General features: G+C 50.3%; 22 protein-coding genes, 1 tRNA gene and 2 pseudogenes. 9 read left to right on the forward strand and 16 right to left on the reverse strand.

What is annotated here, in order from left to right; all coding sequences use genetic code 11:
* The first annotated feature begins 91 nt into the window (after positions 1-91).
* The 3 genes from B4923_RS02140 to B4923_RS02150 all read left to right on the forward strand — a co-directional run bounded on the left by B4923_RS02140 (position 92) and on the right by B4923_RS02150 (position 1,540).
* Positions 92-694, forward strand: coding sequence for an NAD(P)H-dependent oxidoreductase (locus B4923_RS02140; protein WP_109052726.1), 603 nt, complete (start codon positions 92-94; stop codon positions 692-694).
* 67 nt (positions 695-761) lie between these two features.
* Entirely contained in the window at positions 762-1,055 is a 294-nt protein-coding gene (locus B4923_RS02145; RefSeq protein WP_109052727.1) for a type II toxin-antitoxin system TacA family antitoxin, read from the forward strand.
* Positions 1,052-1,540, forward strand: a complete 489-nt coding sequence (locus tag B4923_RS02150) for a GNAT family N-acetyltransferase (RefSeq protein WP_109052728.1) — start codon at positions 1,052-1,054, stop codon at positions 1,538-1,540. The genes B4923_RS02145 and B4923_RS02150 overlap by 4 nt, the downstream gene beginning before the upstream one ends.
* A 143-nt stretch (positions 1,541-1,683) precedes the next feature.
* On the opposite strand, the gene ccdB is transcribed toward B4923_RS02150, so the two are convergent.
* From ccdB to B4923_RS02205, 11 genes and pseudogenes are all read right to left on the reverse strand, one after another.
* Positions 1,684-1,989 carry a type II toxin-antitoxin system toxin CcdB gene (ccdB, locus tag B4923_RS02155; RefSeq protein ID WP_109052729.1) on the reverse strand — a complete coding sequence of 102 codons (306 nt, stop codon included), beginning with the start codon at positions 1,987-1,989 and terminating at the stop codon, positions 1,684-1,686.
* Positions 1,990-1,991: 2 nt separating this feature from the next.
* Positions 1,992-2,210, reverse strand: a complete 219-nt coding sequence (gene ccdA, locus B4923_RS02160) for a type II toxin-antitoxin system antitoxin CcdA (protein ID WP_109052730.1) — start codon at positions 2,208-2,210, stop codon at positions 1,992-1,994.
* Positions 2,211-2,681: 471 nt separating this feature from the next.
* The gene (locus tag B4923_RS02165) at positions 2,682-3,059 is read right to left on the reverse strand and encodes an EthD domain-containing protein (RefSeq protein WP_109052731.1); all 378 of its coding nucleotides are present in this window, start codon (positions 3,057-3,059) and stop codon (positions 2,682-2,684) included.
* A 182-nt stretch (positions 3,060-3,241) separates the two neighbouring features.
* Entirely contained in the window at positions 3,242-4,078 is an 837-nt protein-coding gene (locus tag B4923_RS02170) for a DUF6920 family protein (protein WP_109052732.1), read from the reverse strand.
* A gap of 22 nt (positions 4,079-4,100) precedes the next feature.
* Positions 4,101-4,733: a TetR/AcrR family transcriptional regulator gene (locus B4923_RS02175; protein ID WP_109052733.1), complete on the reverse strand. Its 633-nt coding sequence runs from the start codon at positions 4,731-4,733 to the stop codon at positions 4,101-4,103.
* 158 nt (positions 4,734-4,891) lie between these two features.
* A pseudogene (locus B4923_RS02180) lies at positions 4,892-5,014 on the reverse strand (IS3 family transposase); the annotation flags it as partial.
* Positions 4,999-5,178 (reverse strand): hypothetical protein, encoded by a 180-nt coding sequence (locus tag B4923_RS21030; RefSeq protein WP_245929478.1) that lies wholly within the window; start codon positions 5,176-5,178, stop codon positions 4,999-5,001. The pseudogene B4923_RS02180 and the gene B4923_RS21030, both read right to left, overlap by 16 nt.
* Before the next feature lie 260 nt (positions 5,179-5,438).
* Positions 5,439-5,975: a hypothetical protein gene (locus tag B4923_RS02190; RefSeq protein ID WP_109052735.1), complete on the reverse strand. Its 537-nt coding sequence runs from the start codon at positions 5,973-5,975 to the stop codon at positions 5,439-5,441.
* A gap of 43 nt (positions 5,976-6,018) precedes the next feature.
* A complete protein-coding gene (locus B4923_RS02195; protein ID WP_170115997.1) occupies positions 6,019-6,468 on the reverse strand; it encodes a flagellar protein FlhE in 450 nt (149 codons plus the stop codon).
* Between the two features lie 160 nt (positions 6,469-6,628).
* Positions 6,629-7,033: pseudogene (locus tag B4923_RS02200) on the reverse strand (integrase arm-type DNA-binding domain-containing protein); the annotation flags it as partial.
* Positions 7,034-7,203: 170 nt separating this feature from the next.
* Positions 7,204-7,279 (reverse strand) — tRNA-Phe (locus B4923_RS02205).
* 659 nt (positions 7,280-7,938) lie between these two features.
* On the opposite strand from B4923_RS02205, the gene B4923_RS02210 reads away from it, so the two are divergent.
* On the forward strand, positions 7,939-10,095 hold the full coding sequence (locus B4923_RS02210) for an ornithine decarboxylase (RefSeq protein ID WP_109052738.1): 2,157 nt from the start codon (positions 7,939-7,941) through the stop codon (positions 10,093-10,095).
* A gap of 129 nt (positions 10,096-10,224) precedes the next feature.
* On the opposite strand, the gene B4923_RS02215 is transcribed toward B4923_RS02210, so the two are convergent.
* Entirely contained in the window at positions 10,225-10,857 is a 633-nt protein-coding gene (locus B4923_RS02215; RefSeq protein ID WP_109052739.1) for a TetR/AcrR family transcriptional regulator, read from the reverse strand.
* A 277-nt stretch (positions 10,858-11,134) separates the two neighbouring features.
* Here B4923_RS02215 and B4923_RS02220 point away from each other — a divergent pair, with 277 nt between their 5' ends.
* Together B4923_RS02220 and B4923_RS02225 are read left to right on the forward strand one after the other, a co-directional pair.
* Positions 11,135-12,346 (forward strand): Tm-1-like ATP-binding domain-containing protein, encoded by a 1,212-nt coding sequence (locus B4923_RS02220; RefSeq protein WP_109052740.1) that lies wholly within the window; start codon positions 11,135-11,137, stop codon positions 12,344-12,346.
* 9 nt (positions 12,347-12,355) lie between these two features.
* Complete coding sequence (locus B4923_RS02225) at positions 12,356-13,189, forward strand: phosphoenolpyruvate hydrolase family protein (RefSeq protein WP_109052741.1); 834 nt, start codon at positions 12,356-12,358, stop codon at positions 13,187-13,189.
* Positions 13,190-13,270: 81 nt separating this feature from the next.
* On the opposite strand, the gene mltC is transcribed toward B4923_RS02225, so the two are convergent.
* Genes mltC through mutY form a run of 3 tightly spaced genes read right to left on the reverse strand, consistent with a single transcriptional unit; the run spans position 13,271 to position 15,773 of the window.
* Positions 13,271-14,344, reverse strand: coding sequence for a membrane-bound lytic murein transglycosylase MltC (gene mltC / locus B4923_RS02230; protein WP_109053048.1), 1,074 nt, complete (start codon positions 14,342-14,344; stop codon positions 13,271-13,273).
* A gap of 53 nt (positions 14,345-14,397) precedes the next feature.
* Positions 14,398-14,670, reverse strand: a complete 273-nt coding sequence (locus B4923_RS02235) for an oxidative damage protection protein (protein WP_109052742.1) — start codon at positions 14,668-14,670, stop codon at positions 14,398-14,400.
* A complete protein-coding gene (mutY, locus tag B4923_RS02240; RefSeq protein WP_109052743.1) occupies positions 14,667-15,773 on the reverse strand; it encodes an A/G-specific adenine glycosylase in 1,107 nt (368 codons plus the stop codon). The genes B4923_RS02235 and mutY overlap by 4 nt, the downstream gene beginning before the upstream one ends.
* Before the next feature lie 164 nt (positions 15,774-15,937).
* Here mutY and trmB point away from each other — a divergent pair, with 164 nt between their 5' ends.
* The 3 genes from trmB (at position 15,938) to B4923_RS02255 (ending at position 17,918) form a co-directional block, all read left to right on the forward strand.
* Positions 15,938-16,657, forward strand: coding sequence for a tRNA (guanosine(46)-N7)-methyltransferase TrmB (gene trmB, locus B4923_RS02245; protein WP_109052744.1), 720 nt, complete (start codon positions 15,938-15,940; stop codon positions 16,655-16,657).
* 1 nt (position 16,658) lies between these two features.
* The gene (locus tag B4923_RS02250) at positions 16,659-17,003 is read left to right on the forward strand and encodes a YggL family protein (protein ID WP_109052745.1); all 345 of its coding nucleotides are present in this window, start codon (positions 16,659-16,661) and stop codon (positions 17,001-17,003) included.
* Between the two features lie 201 nt (positions 17,004-17,204).
* Positions 17,205-17,918 (forward strand): YggN family protein, encoded by a 714-nt coding sequence (locus B4923_RS02255; RefSeq protein ID WP_109052746.1) that lies wholly within the window; start codon positions 17,205-17,207, stop codon positions 17,916-17,918.
* Positions 17,919-17,969: 51 nt separating this feature from the next.
* Here B4923_RS02255 and B4923_RS02260 read toward each other — a convergent pair whose 3' ends face one another.
* Positions 17,970-19,211, reverse strand: coding sequence for a LysR family transcriptional regulator (locus B4923_RS02260; RefSeq protein WP_109052747.1), 1,242 nt, complete (start codon positions 19,209-19,211; stop codon positions 17,970-17,972).
* Positions 19,212-19,344 lie beyond the last annotated feature (133 nt).

Below are 19,344 nucleotides of genomic sequence, written 5' to 3' on the forward strand. Positions count from 1 at the left end.
TTATATACCAAAGGTAACTTACTATTGGTAGGTTACTGTTAGTATATAAGACTAACTCTGGCGCCGTTTCATCGCAATAGGGAGTCCTCGAATGCATGCATTAATTGTGGTTTCTCATCCTCTTAATACCTCACTGACCCATAGTGTCGCTACCGTAGTAGCGAAAGGGATCGCTGAATCAAATCCGGAAAATACGTTTGAAATAGCGGATCTTATGCAGGAAGGGTTTAATCCGAGTTTTTCTGCGCCAGATGTGGCTGCTTTTCAGCAAACAGGCAAAACGCCGCCCGATGTCGTTGCGCAGCAGTCGCGTATCGACAACGCGGATGCGCTTGTTCTGGTATTTCCGATCTATTGGTGGTCAATGCCGGGGTTACTCAAAGGGTGGATCGATCGCGTTTTTTCAAACGGCTGGGCCTATGAAGACACTGCGGATGGAAACGTGGTAAAGAAACTGGGACATTTGCCGGTACATATTATTGCACTGGGCGCCGCCGACCAAGGGACATTCGAAAAGCACGGTTATTTCGATGCCTTTAATGCACAGATAGCACACGGGATTTTTGACTATTGCGGTGCGCCGGTGGTGACCTCTGAAATGCTGCTGATGCCGGAGTTGAAAACACCCGAGGCTTGTCTCGAAGCCGGACGCAATATTGGAAGGCGTATTTTCCAGGATGCCAACATATCGTGATGTAATGACATTGGCGTTACATGTGTTGTATGATTAATATCCAGAGAGCATGCCAGAGGGTAACATTATGCCAGCGACCAACAGCGTTTCAGTTAAACGCGAGACATTGAATTTACGCGTCAAGCCCGCCGAGCGCGATCTTATCGATCGTGCGGCGAAAGCCAGAGGGAAAAACCGTACTGATTTTGTGCTGGAAGCCGCGCGTGCCGCCGCAGAAGAAGCGTTGATCGAACAACGCCTCATTATGGCAGATCCTGAAGCCTATCAGGAATTCCTTGCCCGCTTGGATCAGGCCCCCTCTCCGAATACCGCTCTGCGTAAAACCATGCAAACGCCCGCGCCGTGGGAACAGAAAAAATGATCTCCGCCCCTGAGCCTCTCCACGCCGAACATGTACTTTCCTCATTCTGTTGCGGTGTGGACTCTATGGATAACTGGCTGAAACAGCGGGCGATGAAAAATCAGCTAACGGGCGCATCCCGTACATTCGTTTGCTGCGACGGCTCAAAGGTGCTGGCGTATTACTCACTGGCCTCCAGTGCCGTGGCAACGCTTGCCTCCCCCGGACGCTTTCGCCGTAATATGCCCGATCCGATTCCAGTTGTGGTGCTGGGCCGTCTGGCGGTGGATAAATCATTACGTGGTCAGGGGGTTGGGCGGGCGTTGGTGCGTGATGCCGGGCTACGGGTTATTCAGGTGGCAGAGACTATCGGTATTCGCGGGATGTTGGTTCATGCGTTGTCTGATGAATCGAAAGAGTTTTACCTGCGGGTGGGGTTTGAGTCTTCGCCGATGGATCCAATGATGTTGATGGTGACGTTGGGGGATTTGGTGGATAGCCTTTAATTTTAAAGTGTCACTGTGCTCGGAAAACTTAAAAAGTGCGTGTGTAAGTATCTCGGTAAACCGCACCATTTCACTTTTTGAGGTATATTTTGAAAGTTTATTTGATGAGATCGCTATACCTAGAGTAATGCTATTGATGCCTTTCAAATCCCCCAAAACATAAGGTTAATCGCATTTTTAATCTCATCCGCGCAGTTGCCAAGATCCGCGATAGCTTCGCCAATGACTTCAACGGGAACGCTTGATAGTTCAGTTGTCATCAGTCGATAATGCTCGCCGTTGATGAGGATCTGAGGGAACAATGTTTTATTCACTTTCTCAGACAGGTGATGCGATTCTATAAACGGAATGACCATACGTCGCTTTGGTGTCTCAACAATATCACTTTGCACATCGACAAATATTTTGTAGTGGCTGGCCCGTTTGTATTGATAAACAATGAATTGCATGATCACCAGTTCCTGTTTTCATCAGCGAAGGAGCCATTCTGTGTGATAAATCTGGCGACTTCTTCCATCCCTTCACGGTTCTCTTTCTTCCACTGCTCCGCCTTGATACGGCGTGCTTCCTTACCGATGACATCATTCACCAGGCCAGAAATATTGATTCCAGCAGCACTCAGAACCTGATAATTGTCTTTGTCCACGGTAACGCTAACGCGGTGTTTCATCGTTTCGCTCCTCTTTAATACATACTGAAAGTGTATACTTCAAGTGTGTGATCGGCAATGAATCAAATCGAACTGAATGGCCCTCAATCTGACCCCAAATTTTCCGAATACGAAGGGATAAAGCAAAACGTATCGGGAAAGATTTTATGATAACCTATTGAATTACATGAATATATTTATTGATAAGGAGGCATAAAAAGAAAAGGTGGCGACTCGGAACTATATCCACCATTAACGTGCTGTTTGTTATTGGTTTAGTTGCTAAATTCTTGAAACAGCGCTCCCACTAGGGTCCCCATAAAAAATCGCTTTGTTTTTGTGAGAGTCATCACGAAAAATCGTTGTTTAAGGGTTGGGGGCTTTGTTATGTGTCCAAGTCTGCATATAACGCCAGAATGGGTTGGTTTAGATTATGACTCAAAAGTCGCCTCTTAATGGACAAATATCAAGATTTTCAAACCAGTATATCCTTCACTCAGAAATCACAAACCGCTCCTCACCGTACCAGCATTGCGAATGCTCCAAATCCACGAATTTACTCTCATCGTTAATAAGCTCCTGAAGGGCACTTAATCCTTCTTCTGTTTTTCGGGCCGCAAGATGTGATTCCAGATCGTCCCACCATAGCTCGGCGCAACCATCAAAATCGACGGGAGATGAATTCCTTGTCTGTTGAAGTGCTGATTGCGCTGCATTGTTCGCAAGGGGAACGGTCTGGATATACTTGCGAATACCAAGACGTTCAGCGTGTTTAATCACCAATGAAGCGTGGTGATCGTGCCAGTAATGATCAAATTCTTCTCGCGTTAAATGGGCACGCCTTTTGACATACATAACTAATTTTAACATGTCGCTATTCCTGTTATTTAGAGAGTTGAAAGCTTACACTCTGACAGTGGTGTCAGAGTCAAGGGGATGTTGTGCAAATTGGAAAACTGGCGGCACTGACGGGCGTTAGCATTCTTTATTTTTTATAGGATACAAAGGACGATTTTTCCGATATTTCAGGATTAACTGATACGATTAATTAGTCATTCGAACTCAATTGTGGTGATGCGCCCCTTCCAGAATGGCAAGATCTTACCTTTTGCTATGCGGGATATTTCAAAAGCGTATGGAATCATCATTCCCGCAACCAGACGATAGTCGCTGCGTGATACATGTTCTCCTGAGCCATGATACGGCGTTGTCAAATCGCCATCCTGCCCGGCGTTAAAACTCACAAGCCTGCCATCGGCCTGGAAAGTTGCAATTAGTGATTCTTCAAGCCCAAAACCGGAAACGATCGCCTTAGCGTGGTCATCATCAATTGCCTCCCAGCGTACCGGGCCTCCGGGAAGCAGCGCTACTGGATAAAGCGGGCTTTCCAGCAACCAACGTCGCAGTGAAGTACGATTTAACGCTTGTGTGGAATTTTCATTCATGACAGTAAGCGTTGACACGATTTTAGCTCGCATTTCCATGTGCCCGTCAGCAAAAAAATCGTAAGCCCTTGCCCACAAGCAGCAACCTACAGGTGTGGTGGCGGCAAACATCATCGCCGGTGTTTGTGTCGCAATTATCTGCGTTGCGGTCGTGGGCTCAAATTCTGAGGTTAGCGGGCGTCGAAATTCGCCCTCAGCTGCTATCTTCACAACCCGATAACGAATATTCTTTTCTGGTATCGCAAACGCGAAATATCGCTGAACGGGTTCTGGTAAGGTTTTCATTGCATCCGAATTGATATTATTTGGCTCATTTCGATTGGCGACCTGGCGAACCGATTCGAAATGAGCGGTGATTTCGCGTTCCGTCAACAGGGTGGAAATTCCAATCCAGGTGGCAAGAGCAATGATGGGCACGAAGAGAAACCGGAGATAGCGGCGCATAGAATATTCCTGTTAGTATGATTTATATATCATCGGTCTTTTCAGCCCGGGTTAGTTGAATAAAAGACATGATGGAATTAACGACGCTGGCGGCAGCCTTAGTATCCGGCTTAGTCTGGGCAGGTGCTCTTCCCTGAAGAAGCAATGACGCTGCGCCATGAACAGCCGACCACAAAACAAATGCGATGTGTGCGGCATCCATCCCCGATAAATACCCTTTCTTCTGACAGGCAGTGACGGCCGAGCGTAAAATTGTAAGGCATTCCGCACCAGGATCGGTAGCAAAGGGATCGCTGGATAACCCTTTAACGAGCGGGGGGGAAAACATAAGTCGATAAAGCCCGGGGCGTTCAAAAGCAAAACGTAAGTAGGTGAGTCCACCTTCACATAATTGATTAAGAGGGTCGCTGGCGTTTTTATTGGCGACGGCTAATTTTTCCTGCAACAAGATACGAAAACCTTCGTTATGTACCGCAATTAAAAGCGCATCCTTGCCAGCAAAATAGGCATAAAGAGCGGGAGCCCTACACCCTACCGCAGCAGCGACATCAGCAAGAGTAATGACCTGTGCATCCCGCTCATCAAGCAGGCGAATAGTTTCCCTGATTGCCTGACCCGGAATATCGAGCTGCTGGTCTTTTCGTGGTCGTGACATGGAGGACCTTATATCGGATTTAAATTAATTCAATTAAATTAATGTTGTTAATTTAATTTGTCAAACAAATCCTCATGGCACTATTGGTAAGGGGTGGCCCATGCATTTTGTTGTTGAATGTAACATGCTGATCTTACCCAGCAACGGTGGACACAGCCTTAAGCGAGATTTCTTTCCTCAAATTGCACCGGGCTTAGCCCAGCAGTGGCGCTATGCCGCCGATGTCGGTTGTAATCTATCTCGATATACTCGAATACCGCCGATTTTATCTCCTCCCGCGTAGCGACGTCCGCTTCCGTTTGCACAATGTCAAACTCGGCCCGAAACCAATCACCTGATTGCGCATTCTGGCGCGCTCATCGATTGTGGCCTGGGATATATCACGTCCATTCAGCAGAAGATGTCCGGCCGTGGGTTGGTCAAGCGGGCCAATGATATTCAGCAAAGTGCTTTTACCAGAACCGGACGCGCCGATCGATAATGGCGCAACTCTCTCCGGGGAACACAGAGAAAGAAATATTCTGGAGCACCGGCAAAGCCCCCCGCTCTGAATAATAGCTATGGGAAATATGCTCCAGCTTAATCATTAGACATCCACCACGATTATCTTATTAACCTTCCAGGTTATATGCAAAATGACGTGCATCACATTTGCTTAAAGAGATGCGACCTGTATTAATGAGCCGCATCTCGATTTAATAAAAATCAACTCCAGTTAATCGCATCTAGGTAAGACTGAGGCTGTGTGTTCATGTAACTGACAATTTTGTCAAAAATATCTGCGGGATCGGTTCCTTTAGCTGTTTCCTCGTTGTAAATCGCTGTTCTTCCGGCTAATACAGATACACTGAGTTCGTTAAAAGCGGCGGATGAAGCGGAAGTTACTGGCTGTCCCGTCGAAGAGTAAGTTACTCCATGAATGCCATCCGGGCTGTTAGCGATGGAGCACAGTTCATAATCCGAAGTAGTGGCCAATGTTTTAACAACATTGGCCACCTCATCTTTATCGCTCTTATTATGCAAGAACTCTGACATGCTGGCGCTATAAGATGAAGATTTTATGCTGGATGATTTAGTAAAAGAAGACGAGATGACGGTACTTTCATCGGCACTATCATTATCTGAAGAGATCTCATTTAATACTGCTGAAAAAGAAACTCCGTCATCTGTTTTTTTCGTGCCGACAGTCGATATCTGATCGGCGATACTGGAACTCGAAGAGGTTACGCCACTAATACTCATTTTCAGTTTCCTTATGTTGAAGTGATATCTGCACAACTTATTGTCAATATGACATATTGACAATAAGTTGTGCAGAGCCAGTCGCAACAGTAGAGAAAGATGATGAACTATTGATACGATATTTCAGATAGAAAGGTGTAGAAAGGGCTTTTCCATCAGTATTGAACGCAGTAGTGGTTCCACTCTTTGCGTTCGTTACATTAAGACAAGTGTTGTCATCACCATGACATAACCAAGCAATAAACGTTCCTTTTGATGGAATTTTTCCGTTTATCGTATATTTCCAGATCACATTATAAAGTTTGGCATTTGAAGGGAATGTGGCATAGGAAGGGATCGTGAAATCGGTTTTAACCCAAAAGTTAGGGGTGGAAATATTTCTGGCTACAACTTCCGAACTGTATCCACCGTCTGCATGGGCTTGCAAGCTGCCGAGCATTAAGGCACACGCCATTGTTTTTACCAAAACGGAAGCATATTTCATACCTTTCATATACAGCTCCTTTACATTTTTCATTGAGTGTGTAAGAAATAAAGGGAGCGTTCAGAATTCTGTGTCACGGTAAAATATTACAGCGTAATCACGTTATTCAGTCGCCCATCAAAATAAATGGCTAACTGCGACAATGTCAAATTCCAGTTCTGGAGCGGCTGATCTTGCCAATCAGCGGGAAAACATGCAGCTCCAGCGAACGCAGGATCTTTGCCGCGTGATGCTCCGTCCAGCGGATATTCCCCGCCAGCCACTTGCGGGCAACCTCTTCAAAGGTATTACCGCTTTTCTTCGCCTGCTTCTCCTGTTGCTTCTTTACCCCCGGATCGTCACCCGCGCTGAGTATGGCTCTGGCTTCCTCGCGCAGCTTACGCGCATTCGCCAGCGTCACGGTCGGGTAAGCGCCAAACGCCAGCTTCTTCTCCTTGCCGCCGAAGCGGTACTTGAGTTGCCAGAGTTTAGAGCCGTTAGGTTTAATCAGCAGGTATAAGCCCTGCGCGTCGCTGAGTTTATAAGGTTTGTCGATGGGCTTGGCGTTACGGATGGCGGTATCGGTGAGTGGCATATGGCATAGCGGGGGCTCCAGAATTTATCGAACCAACAGGCCCCCAATTAAGCCCCCAAAAACTCTGGATGTCAAAAAACCTGACGGAACTTTTCAGTACCATCAGGTTTCTTTAACTTACTGATTTTTTAACGTTTCAGGACGTATAGAGACGCCATGAAACTAAATTTTGGTGCCCGGACTCGGAATCGAACCAAGGACACGAGGATTTTCAATCCTCTGCTCTACCGACTGAGCTATCCGGGCAACGGGGCGCATTAAACCGTATTGGCTGCATGTCGTCAATGTGTTTCTGTCACAAACCCGCGTGCTTGCTCTATTTTCAGGCAAAAACGGTGTTCTTTCACCGTTTCGTTTCTCCTTTTCGTGCATCAGTATGGCTACGGTTTGATTCGCGCCGCGGTTTTTGGGCAACGTCATATTTTGCGGTAAAAAGGTGGTTTGCCGTTTCTTGAATTTGATGAAAAATAATGCCAATATTGCGCGGTTTTCAACTTTCTATTCATCTGAACTCCCTGTTCACCTGTGGCTAAAGAGGGCTGCTGATATGTCGGATTCATTGTGCATGGCGCAAAATCAGCGCGCCGGATCTTTGATGATGTCATGGCGTTTTTCCCGTTTTAGCCGCGTTGTTCGTTTTCCCTGTCGATTATCCTTTGCCACCATGCGGTGAGGCGTTCGTACGCTCGCTGTTAGGCATGAGTAAAAATAGAGTTTCCCTCTGATTTTACTGATGTCTATCGGATGGTGCTGGCTCCAGTTTTTCCATTCTTAACCTACAGTCATGATTGTGGGCGTCATACGCCTGTCGTGACTGATTGACATTGTGATTGGTCGGGATTGCTATCCCTGCGCCGTGTCTTCCGGGCACGTACACTCATCCTTAACCGTTTGGGTTTGGTTAAATGAAACAGTTAAAAATTGCGGCTAATGTGGCGGTTGCCCGTCGTTTAATCACTACACGTGAAATTGTCGCGCTGAGTCAGACTGACTTTACTGATGTGGCGGCAGTGGTTGTTTCCGTTGAGGAAGCCCGTAGCGGGATTCTGTCAATATTGCATCACACCGGCTTTACCATTCCTGCCTTTGTCGTCAGGGAGAATGACGCGGATTCACTGGCTGAAATGTTGCCGACGGGCAGCGAGTGGTTACTGTTGGATGCTGCTGGCGAGCATGCGGATGTGCTGGAACATGCTGCGCAAGGCTATCAGGATGCGTTGCTGCCGCCATTTTTCGATACGCTGACCAAGTATGTCGAGATGGAGAATACGACCTTCGCTTGTCCGGGCCATCAGGGAGGGCAGTTTTTCCGCAAACATCCTGCCGGGCGGCAGTTTTTTGATTTTTATGGCGAAAATATTTTCCGTTCAGATATTTGTAATGCCGACGTCAAGTTGGGCGATTTGCTGATTCATGAAGGGGCCGCGAAAAAGGCGCAGAAGTTTGCCGCACGCGTGTTTAACGCCGATAAAACCTATTTTGTTCTGAATGGGACTTCGTCGGCGAATAAGGTGGTGACCAACGCATTGCTGACCCGCGGCGATTTAGTGCTATTCGATCGCAACAACCATAAGTCGAATCATCACGGCGCACTGATTCAGGCTGGGGCCACGCCCGTTTACCTGGAAACGGTGCGTAATCCTTTCGGCTTTATCGGTGGGATTGATGCGCACTGTTTTGATGAAGCCTATCTGCGTAATCTGGTGCGTGACGTCGCGCCGGAACGTGCCGATGAACCGCGTCCGTTCCGTTTGGCGGTGATTCAGCTTGGCACTTATGACGGCACGATTTATAACGCGCGTCAGGTGGTCGACAGCATCGGACATCTGTGTGATTACATTCTGTTTGATTCCGCGTGGGTGGGATACGAGCAGTTTATTCCGATGATGGAACAGTGTTCGCCACTGCTGCTTGATTTGAATGAAAACGATCCGGGGATCTTTGTTACCCAGTCGGTGCATAAACAGCAGGCCGGCTTCTCCCAGACTTCGCAGGTGCATAAGAAAGATACGCACATCAAAGGGCAAAAGCGCTTTTGCAACCATAAGCGATTCAATAATGCGTTCATGTTGCATGCTTCCACCAGTCCGTTCTATCCGCTGTTCGCGGCGCTGGATGTGAATGCCAAAATGCATGAGGGTAACAGCGGACGCCGCCTGTGGCTGGACTGTGTGAAGCTCGGCATCGATGCGCGCAAGCAGCTGCTGTCGCGTTGTTCTTTGATCAGGCCGTTTGTCCCTACCACGGTGGCGGGGCTTCCCTGGCAGGATCATGATACGGACGTGATTGCACATGACGTGCGCTTTTTCAACTTCGAACCGGGCGAGAAATGGCACTCGTTTGAGGGATACGCGCAGGATCAGTATTTTATCGATCCTTGTAAATTGCTGTTAACGACGCCGGGAATTGATGCGATCAGCGGCGAATATACCGATTTTGGTATTCCCGCCACGATCCTGGCAAATTATTTGCGTGAGTACGGCATTATCCCTGAGAAATGCGATCTTAACTCGATCCTGTTCCTGCTGACGCCTGCGGAAGACAGCCTGAAAATGCAGCGTCTGGTGGAGGCTCTGGTTTATTTTGAGGCAATGATTGCCCGTGACGCGCCGCTGAGCGAGGTGTTGCCGAGTCTGTATCAAAAGTATGAACAGCGTTATCGCGGCTATACGCTGCGTCAACTCTGTCAGGAAATGCATGACTTTTATGCCAGCCACCAGGTGAAAGATCTGCAAAAAGCGATGTTCCGTAAGGCATCACTGCCGCAGGTGGCCATGTTGCCGCAGGATGCAAATAGCGCTTTTGTTCGTGGTGAGATTGAACTGGTGCCAATTGCGCAGGTTGAAGGCCGCATCGCGGCAGAAGGCGCGCTGCCTTATCCGCCGGGCGTGCTGTGCGTAGTGCCGGGGGAAATCTGGGGCGGGGCGGTTCAGCGCTATTTCCTGGCGTTGGAAGCGGGGATTAACCTGCTGCCGGGATTTTCCCCCGAATTACAGGGCGTTTACAGCGTAGCCGAAGAAGATGGCACTAAACGTCTGTATGGCTATGTGATCGAGCAGTAAAAGCCCGGGCTTACAGGGAGGTACTTGCAGCGTTATCGCCGCTCATCGCGTTTGTCATCAACCTCGCCTCGGGTTAACGAGGCGTTTATCTTTTCGCACCGTTGGGCGCTCTTGTTTTCGAGAGGATTTTTATTTTTCCTGCGTTGACGGCTGCAATTCCGCATCCTCTTCTGCCTGTCGCAAAATCGCTTTGGCAACCCACTGCGTAACATCCTGAATGCCGTTTTCGTCCAGATCCCAAATATCTTTCAAAACCAGAAAAACCTCGGAACCATAAATGAGCGACAGTGCATGAATCACGCGCTGTTGTGCTTCGGCGGAGATTTTACCTGTTAACGGTTCCACCGCTATTTTGAGCAGGCGTTTACGGTTACCGCGTTCCAATTTTTCAGTGGTGACGCGATTGGAACGACGGTTGGCCCACTGCTGAAGTGAGAGTTGCAATGCGGCGCGCAACGCGCCTTCGTGTTGCAGCATCCGCGGATAGGCAAAGTGCAATAATTCTTCAACCCGTTGCCTGGCATCAGGCTGAGTGGGATGCCACGACAGCACCGGACCCAGACTTTCGCCAACGACGGCGGAAACCAGTGCGCTTTGCGTGGGGAAATACCGATATGCCGTGGCGCGTGAAAGTTGAGCCGCATTGGCAACGTCGGTGATCGAGGGAAAAATTCCCTGATCGAACATGTTAATCGCCGTATCGACGAGCAGTCGGCGGGTTCTTGCTCGTGTAGATGTTAGTTTGTTATCCCTTTCAGTCACATAGACCTCATTTTATTTGCGGGCCGGACGGGAGAGCGCCATTGTCCAAACTATAACAAGATGAGTGATTCTTGCACCACGTCAAGCTTTTTTCTAACAGAAACAATAAGGGAAGAAGATTAAATGAGACTTGGGTCTCATTTGGGGATTTAACGGTTGTTTTTTTGATACTGTAGTCTCAATATGATTTAAAAATAATCTATCTATTTTTGCTTTTAAATAATTAATAACAATATCAGTAGCTAATAATTCCCATTACTGGTGAGAGGAATACCCTATGGAAAAGGTAGTTGGTAGCGTTTACATTGCAACAACATCAGATACTAAAGGGAAAGAACAGAATTATGTCCGCGATCTGATCGCAGCGACAGGTCTGAAAACGGTCACGGTAGACTTATCGACAACATCACCGTCGGCTGCCTCTCCGGCGGATATTAGCGCCTCAACGGTTGCCGCTTACCATCCACAAGGCGCAGAAGCGGTATTTTGCGGCGATAGGGGGCGGGCGATTAACGCAATGGCCGTTGCCTTTGAGCGTTTCATTCTGTCACGTCGCGATATCGCCGGATTGATTGGGCTGGGCGGCTCGGGCGGTACGGCGCTGATTACGCCGGCGATGCAGGTTTTGCCCATTGGTTTACCAAAGCTGATGGTATCGACGATGGCATCTGGCGACATTTCCGGTTATATCGGCGCCAGTGATATCAGCATGATGTATTCCGTGACCGATGTTGCTGGCCTGAACCGCATTTCCCGCCAGGTGTTGGGTAATGCCGCGCACCAGATTGCCGGAGCCGTGAAATTTCATATTCAGGAAAGCCACGACGATAAGCCGGCCATCGGTCTGACCATGTTTGGCGTCACTACCCCCTGTATTCAGGCGACCAGTAAAGCGCTGGAAGAGGAATTTGACTGTCTGGTGTTCCATGCAACCGGTAGCGGCGGCAAGGCGATGGAGAAGCTGGTGGACAGCCATCTGCTGGCCGGAGTGCTCGATCTGACCACGACGGAAGTATGCGACCTGCTGTTTGACGGCGTACTGGCCTGTGGGCCGGAGCGCTTTGATGCCATTGCCAAAACGCAGGTGCCTTATGTGGCGTCCTGTGGCGCGCTGGATATGGTGAATTTCGGTGCGCCGGCCAGCGTACCGGAGAAATACGCCAACCGGCTGTTTTATAACCATAACGCTCAGGTCACGCTGATGCGCACCACGGTGGCAGAGAATATAGCTATGGCGCAATGGATCGGGGAGAAACTCAATCGCTGTGAAGGCGAAGTGCGATTCTTGATCCCGGAAGGCGGTTTTTCCGCCCTGGATGCGCCGGGTCAGGCTTTCTGGCATCCCGAAGCGCGCGATGCCTTTATCAAGACGCTGGAAGATACTGTTCAGCAAACAGAAAAACGGCGGATCGTGCGTCTGCCATTCCATATTAACGATCCTTTATTCGCCAACGCCGCCGTTGAGGCGTTCCGCGCAATACTTAACTAAAAGGGGAACATGATGTCTGCGATAAGTCGTCAGCAGTTGTTAGCAAAATTCAGAGAGATGATTGCTCGCCGGGAACCTATTATTGGCGGTGGCGCGGGAACCGGGCTTTCCGCAAAGTGCGAGGAGGCGGGTGGGATTGATTTGATCGTGATTTACAATTCCGGTCGTTACCGCATGGCGGGGCGCGGTTCACTGGCCGGTCTGCTGGCATACGGTAACGCCAATGAAATCGTGGTGGATATGGCGAAAGAGGTGCTGCCGGTGGTGCGTCATACGCCCGTTTTGGCGGGCGTGAATGGCACTGACCCGTTCTGCCAGTTCGATAAATTTCTGGATGATCTGAAGGCGTTGGGTTTTTCCGGCGTGCAGAACTTTCCGACCGTCGGCCTGATTGATGGTAACTTCCGCGCCAATCTGGAAGAGACGGGGATGGGATATGGGCTGGAAGTCGAAATGATCCGCCTGGCGCATGAGAAGGACATGCTGACCACGCCTTATGTGTTCAGCGCCGCCGATGCGGTTGCGATGACGGAAGCGGGAGCGGACATTATTGTGCCGCATATGGGGTTAACCACCGGCGGTAATATCGGTGCGGAAACCGCGCTTACGCTGTCGGACTGTGTCCCGCTGATTAACCAGTGGGCTGAAGCGGCCAAAGCCGTGCGTAAAGACGTGATTGTGCTGTGTCATGGCGGGCCGATTTCAACGCCTGAAGATGCGCAGTACATCATGGACAACTGCCCGCAGTGTGATGGGTTCTATGGCGCAAGCTCAATGGAACGGCTGCCGACAGAAGTGGCGTTAACGGCCACGACGCAACAATTCAAAAATATTAAACGTTAATTTTCCGACACCATTTGGCGTCAACACCAGGTATTGAGCTAAGCCTCTGGAGATATGACTCCAGAGGCTTTTTTAGCGGCTTTAGCGGCGGTAATTTTTCTGCGCGGTATTCACCTTGTACAGATAGCGTCGGGATTCGGCTGACGGATGTTTGGTCGTCAGCGTATCGTATACCTCGCCCGGCGACATTTTGTTGATAACACTGACCGCCCGATTTCTATCGCTGGAGAATACCCGCAGTACGCTGCCTGCGCCGCCGTTGTAGGCGGTGATCACGGCGTAACGCCGCGAGGTTGGATTCTCGATGCCAACCAGATAGCTGTTTTTCAGAATCGACAGATAGGCAGTACCTGCATCGATATTATTTTCCGGATCGAACAGATAGCTGCGGCTCGGCTGACCCCATTTCCCTTTCATTTTGAAGACATCGCGGCCTGCGCTGTGCTGGACCACCTGCATCAAACCGAGTGCGTCAGAGCGGCTTACCGCATAAGGGTTGAAGCTGGATTCTGTCTGCATGATGGCCAGAATCAACGACTCTTCAATGCCATAGCGATCGGCAGCTTTACGCACCAGCGGCAGATATTTGTGCGCACGTTTATCCAGATGGTTGGGAACCAGTTGAATCGTGACGGACCAGATAATATGCAGCCCGGAGTTCCGTTTCTGCAAACGGTTCTGGAGCAGATAATCCGCAAAACTGGCGGCTCGGCCTTCCCAGCGGATCGGCTGACCCGTGTTATCCAACACCTGACCGTACAGCATCGGCTCCCGGCTGATCTGAATATCATTGGCGTCCGAGTAAAGATCGGTATTGGTGGCGTCGTCACCCATCAGCAGGGTAGTAATAATCGCCTGACGCAGGCTGGCGACGGAATCGGTTGCCGAAATGGTTTCAATGGTGATGGTACCGGCATCGAAGTTAATGTGGCTACGAGTCTGGTATTGGTCGGTATATTTTACGTAATCTTTCGGCCCGGCGATCAGGACTTCGTTCATGCCCCAGATATTCTCAATGTTATGGGCGAATTGCCCCATCAGAATATCAAAGGCGTTGGTATCCTTGATAAATGCTTCATTGTCAGCGCTACCTTTGTTTCCTGAGCAGGAAACCAGTAACGGTGCGATAACCAGCAGAGCTAAAATTTTCTTCATATAAAAAGCCGTGTCGGAATAAAGACGTAACAGGGTCCGCAGACCCTGCGGTATCAATGACTCGGAGGCGTATAGCCTTCGATATTCACGTCCTTACCTTCAAACAGGAATTTGATCATTTCCTGTTCCAGCAGCTTACGATCGGCGACATTCATCATGCTGAGTTTCTTTTCGTTAATCAGCATGGTTTGCTTGGTTTGCCATTGCGCCCAGGCCTCTTTGGAGATCTCGTTATAGATGCGTTTCCCCAGATCGCCCGGATATAGCTGAAAATCCTGCCCTTCGGCATCGCGTTGTAAAAAAGTGCAAAAAATCGTTCTGCTCATGCTTCTTCCTCATCAATTGCGCAGGAATGTAATTGTGCTGACTGCGGTTGGGTCAACTCCCGTAGCAGGCGTTCAACCGGGGTAGCCAATCCGACCGAAGGCGGTTGCGCTAAGTTATACCAGAGACCTGCGCCTTCATCCATGCAGACCCCTTTGGGCGAGATATCCATTGTTGAGACGTCCAGCCAGAGTGGTACGACATCCAGATGGAAATGGCTGAATGTATGGCGGAATGCGACGAGCTGCCGCAACCCGTCAGCGTTCAGACCGCGTTGTTGCAGCCAGAGTTCCAATTCACTGCGTTCGCTGAACTGCGGGAAGCAAAATAGTCCGCCCCATAGCCCGACGGCAGGGCGTTGTTGCAGCCATACTTTTGATCCCTGTTGCAGCAGCAGAAACCAGCCGGTTTTCTCCGGCAGCGTTTGTTTGGGCTTTTTGCCGGGATACTGCGCCCAGCTATGGTTGGCGTAAGCGATACAGCCGGTATTGAGCGGGCACAGCTCGCATTTGGGGCGGCTGCGGGTGCACACCATGGCGCCCAAATCCATCATGGCCTGATTGAACTGGCTGACGCCTTCGGCGGGTGTGACGTCTTCGCTTAACGCCCACAGCCGCTTTTCGACATCTTTTTTACCCGGCCAGCCGTCAACGGCGTAGCAGCGCGCCAGTACGCGTTTTACATTGCCGTCCAGAATCGGGTAGTGCTGTCCCAGCGACAGCGACAGGATGGCGCCGGCGGTAGAACGGCCTACGCCGGGTAAATCGGCCACTTCATCAAACGTGGTGGGGAACTTGCCGCCGTGTCGGGAAGCGACGATCTGCGCCGCTTTATGCAGGTTACGAGCGCGAGCGTAATAGCCTAACCCGGTCCACAGGTGCAGTACTTCGTCCAGCGGCGCATTCGCCAGGGCGTTCACATCAGGGAAGCGGGCCATAAAACGCTGAAAATAGGGAATGACTGTGGTGACCTGCGTTTGTTGCAACATCACTTCTGACAGCCATACTTTGTAAGGTGTTTTCTCTAGCTGCCATGGCAGGGTTTTGCGGCCATAACGCTGATACCAGTTCAGCACCTGGTGCGCGAACTGTTGCGCTTGCATCATAAAATGGAATCACTATCCGGCAGGTAAAAGTCTGACAGCGATTCCAGCACAGAGTCATTGTGCTGTAAACCGGAACTTTCCGAGGCAGCAGACTTGCTAAACCACGGTATCCTTGCATAATGCGCGTTTCCTTAATGAAATCGGACAGACAGTAAGCACTCTTTATGATTAACAACGTCATCTCACCGGAATTTGATGAAAACGGACGCCTACTGCGTCGCATACGCAGTTTTGTTCGTCGTCAGGGACGTCTGACCAACGGGCAGCAGCTGGCGCTGGATAACTATTGGCCGGTGATGGGCGTAGAATATCAGACGGAGCCGCTGGTATTCGCCTCGCTGTTTGACCGTGCGGCGCCGGTGGTGCTGGAAATTGGTTTTGGCATGGGCGCGTCGTTGGTGACCATGGCGGCGCAACATCCGGAACAGGATTTTCTGGGCATTGAAGTGCATCTGCCGGGCGTGGGCGCCTGCCTCTCTTCCGCGCATGATGCCGATGTCGGTAACCTGCGCGTCATGTGTCATGACGCGGTGGAAGTGTTGGAAAACATGATCCCCGATGGTTCGCTGTCGATGGTACAGCTTTTCTTCCCCGATCCGTGGCATAAAGCCCGGCACAACAAACGCCGTATTGTGCAGGTGCCCTTTGTGGAATTGGTACAGCGCAAGCTGAGGATCGGCGGCGTCTTTCATATGGCGACAGACTGGGAACCTTATGCGCAACATATGCTCGAAGTGGTGAGCGCTGTCGCAGGCTATCGCAACCTTTCTGATAATAATGACTACGTTGAGCGGCCGGCATCACGTCCGCTGACGAAATTTGAAGCTCGCGGCCAGCGTTTAGGGCATGGTGTTTGGGATCTGATGTTTGAGAGGATGATATAAAATGGCACAAGCTCGTAGCCGTCGTTTACGTAAAAAACTACACATTGATGAGTTTCAGGAATTAGGTTTTTCAGTCAGTTGGCGTTTCCCGGCAGGGACCAGCGTCGAAGATATCGATCGGATAGTGGACAAGTTTGTCGATGACGTCATTGAACCGAACGGTCTGGCGTTTGAAGGCAGCGGCTATCTGCAATGGGAAGGATTGATCTGCTTGCAGAAAATTGGTCATTGCACCGATGAACACCGTCAGTTGGTCAGCCGCTGGCTGGAAGAGCAGAAACTGACGGATGTTAAAGTCAGCGATGTGTTCGACATCTGGTGGGATCTGCCAGAAAACCTGCTGTAGCCGCAGTTAAGTAAACAGGCTGAACCTGATTTCAGGGACGCGGATAAAGGGATGGGATTAGCAAGCTGGCTGTTCCATCCCGTTATTCCGTGCTTTCACTGAGGGGAATTGGCGTATTGGCCTCGTCTTCAGCCGCCTTCTTATTTAACAGAGGGCGTGCGTCATATCCCGCAGTTGCCGTTGTTTTCTTCAGGAGAAAATATGTTGCGTAAAATGACTCTCGGTTTGCTGCTGTTACTGTCCTGGCAAGCTCAGGCGGAGTACCAGTGTAGCGTTAACCCGCAGGACGATATCATCATCAGCCCTCAGCATGTGCAGGTTGTTGGCGCCAGTGGGAATTTACAGATTTCACCGCAGGGAGACATTATACGTAACGGCACGCCGTTGACGCTGGACGCCACGCAGCGCCAGCAGTCGAAAGCCTATCAGGCCGATCTGCGCCAGCAAATTCCCTGGATCGATCAGGGTGCTCAGCAGCATCTGGAAAAAGCGCGTGTCGCGCTGGATAAAATCATTGTGCAGGAACTGGGCAGCGACAGTAATGTGCGTAACCGACTGACTACGCTGGATAAGCAGCTCAAGCAGCAGATGAATCGCATTATTGAACACCGTAGCGATGGATTGACCTTCCACCATCAGGCGATCAAACAGGTTGAGCAGGATGGCAAGCAACTTGTACAGCAGAGCATGGGTGGTGTTTTGCAGGACAGTCTGAACGAGATGGGGGTGAAACAGATGTCCAGCGGCGGTAACCCGTTGCAGGCGATGATGGGGAATCTCGGCGGCTTGCAGAAAGCGATTCAGACCGAGTGGAATAATCAGGAAATGGAATTTCAACGTTTCGGCCGTGACGTGTGCGATCGGGTAACCTCGCTGGAAAATCAGCGTAAAGGCCTGCTGCAAACGCTGAACTAATTTTGATGAGTTTCATTTCCGCATTCCGATGACGGCGTATCCGCCGTCTATTCACTTCATCGTCTTCCTGTTCCCGTGTATCTCTTCACGTATGCAGCGGAGCAGCGCATCGGCGGCGGGGGAGTGCAGAACGCCCTGGCGAAACGTCAGGCCGATTTTCCGGCGGGTATCCGCGAGACTAATAAGCAGCGGCGTGAGTATCCCCTCTGAAACTTCGTAATCCAACTGGTGTGAGGAAACCGCCGCCACCATGTCTGAGCCCAGTAGCAGCGCGCGTACCACCGCTGGATCGCCGCTTTCCACCACTGGCTGCGGAGGCGCGATGCCCATACAATGAAACGCGTGTTCCAGAAGGTAGCGCGACGGCGCGTGGCCGCGCGGCAGAACCCACTGGATGCCGCGCAGATCCGATTTTTTCAGCGCTCGACCGGCCAGTGGATGATGGGGACGCGCCAGCAGAATCAACTCCTCTTCAAACAATACCTCATTATGGATTTCTGGCACGGTTTCTTCCTTGCGTAATGCGCCAATGATGAAATCGATATCGCCAGCGCGCAGTTCGGCGATCAGCGAGTCGAACATACTCTCGTAGGTGACCACTTTGATACCTGGATGGCGGGAAACCAGTCTGATTATCGCCTGGGGCAGCAGGCGTGCTCGGCTCAGCGGCAGGGCGCCGACATGGACAGCGCCAATCAGCGCGCCCTGACGGGCGGCGATATCCTCCGGAATATGTCGGAGTTCATTTAGCGCACGGCTGATCCCAGGCGCTATCTCACGACCCGCGGGGGTCGGCATCATTCCTTTCGGCGTACGCTGGAACAGCGCGATCCCAGCGCCTTTCTCCAGTACTTTTAACGCCGCGCTCACGGCCGGTTGGGTGATATCAAGTTCTTTAGCCACGCTCTGGGTGTGATGAAGACGGTAAAGAGCAAGAAAAATTTGCAACCGGCGTACGTTGAATAGCCAGATAGGTTCGGCTTCTTCGCGTCGTTCGCTGTCGCGTTGTTTCAGTTTGCTGAGTAGTCTCGGGATCCCTTTTAGTTCGGCAATGGCGCGTTGAGCGCGTGGGAGTATGCTTTTTCCTATATCTGTCAATAACATGCCACCGGTATGACGTTCGAACAACGGTGTGGCTAAAGTGTGCTCAAGATCACGGATTGAACGAGTAATGGCGGATTGCGTCCGAAATAAATTGTGCGACGCTCTGGACGCCGAGCCCTGTTCAACAATCATGCAAAAAGATCTTATTTGCATGATTTTTATCATATTATTTTTATTTTTCTTTTTCATTTCTCACCCAATTCTCATTGGTTATTTTTTGACAACATAAATAAAATTCATAGCTGATGCAATGAAACGCACTACTTCCCGCCGATTACGCCATGCCAGAATGCCAGGCAGTCAACAACAGCAAAAACAGGAT

It is taken from the genome of Brenneria roseae subsp. americana (assembly GCF_003115815.1).
GTDB classification, from domain to species: domain Bacteria; phylum Pseudomonadota; class Gammaproteobacteria; order Enterobacterales; family Enterobacteriaceae; genus Brenneria; species Brenneria roseae.

What these genes read in the sequence shown, in the direction of transcription:
- B4923_RS02165 (WP_109052731.1), bottom strand. Translation starts at nt 3,059, where the DNA reads ATGTTAAAATTAGTTATGTATGTCAAAAGGCGTGCCCATTTAACGCGA.
- B4923_RS02260 (WP_109052747.1), bottom strand. Translation starts at nt 19,211, where the DNA reads ATGAAAAAGAAAAATAAAAATAATATGATAAAAATCATGCAAATAAGA.
- B4923_RS02225 (WP_109052741.1), top strand. Translation starts at nt 12,356, where the DNA reads ATGATGTCTGCGATAAGTCGTCAGCAGTTGTTAGCAAAATTCAGAGAG.
- B4923_RS02175 (WP_109052733.1), bottom strand. Translation starts at nt 4,733, where the DNA reads ATGTCACGACCACGAAAAGACCAGCAGCTCGATATTCCGGGTCAGGCA.
- B4923_RS02170 (WP_109052732.1), bottom strand. Translation starts at nt 4,078, where the DNA reads ATGCGCCGCTATCTCCGGTTTCTCTTCGTGCCCATCATTGCTCTTGCC.
- ccdB (WP_109052729.1), bottom strand. Translation starts at nt 1,989, where the DNA reads ATGCAATTCATTGTTTATCAATACAAACGGGCCAGCCACTACAAAATA.
- B4923_RS02210 (WP_109052738.1), top strand. Translation starts at nt 7,939, where the DNA reads ATGAAACAGTTAAAAATTGCGGCTAATGTGGCGGTTGCCCGTCGTTTA.
- B4923_RS02140 (WP_109052726.1), top strand. Translation starts at nt 92, where the DNA reads ATGCATGCATTAATTGTGGTTTCTCATCCTCTTAATACCTCACTGACC.
- B4923_RS02145 (WP_109052727.1), top strand. Translation starts at nt 762, where the DNA reads ATGCCAGCGACCAACAGCGTTTCAGTTAAACGCGAGACATTGAATTTA.
- B4923_RS02150 (WP_109052728.1), top strand. Translation starts at nt 1,052, where the DNA reads ATGATCTCCGCCCCTGAGCCTCTCCACGCCGAACATGTACTTTCCTCA.
- B4923_RS02195 (WP_170115997.1), bottom strand. Translation starts at nt 6,468, where the DNA reads ATGAAAGGTATGAAATATGCTTCCGTTTTGGTAAAAACAATGGCGTGT.
- B4923_RS02255 (WP_109052746.1), top strand. Translation starts at nt 17,205, where the DNA reads ATGTTGCGTAAAATGACTCTCGGTTTGCTGCTGTTACTGTCCTGGCAA.
- B4923_RS02220 (WP_109052740.1), top strand. Translation starts at nt 11,135, where the DNA reads ATGGAAAAGGTAGTTGGTAGCGTTTACATTGCAACAACATCAGATACT.
- B4923_RS02250 (WP_109052745.1), top strand. Translation starts at nt 16,659, where the DNA reads ATGGCACAAGCTCGTAGCCGTCGTTTACGTAAAAAACTACACATTGAT.
- trmB (WP_109052744.1), top strand. Translation starts at nt 15,938, where the DNA reads ATGATTAACAACGTCATCTCACCGGAATTTGATGAAAACGGACGCCTA.
- mltC (WP_109053048.1), bottom strand. Translation starts at nt 14,344, where the DNA reads ATGAAGAAAATTTTAGCTCTGCTGGTTATCGCACCGTTACTGGTTTCC.
- ccdA (WP_109052730.1), bottom strand. Translation starts at nt 2,210, where the DNA reads ATGAAACACCGCGTTAGCGTTACCGTGGACAAAGACAATTATCAGGTT.
- B4923_RS02235 (WP_109052742.1), bottom strand. Translation starts at nt 14,670, where the DNA reads ATGAGCAGAACGATTTTTTGCACTTTTTTACAACGCGATGCCGAAGGG.
- B4923_RS02190 (WP_109052735.1), bottom strand. Translation starts at nt 5,975, where the DNA reads ATGAGTATTAGTGGCGTAACCTCTTCGAGTTCCAGTATCGCCGATCAG.
- mutY (WP_109052743.1), bottom strand. Translation starts at nt 15,773, where the DNA reads ATGATGCAAGCGCAACAGTTCGCGCACCAGGTGCTGAACTGGTATCAG.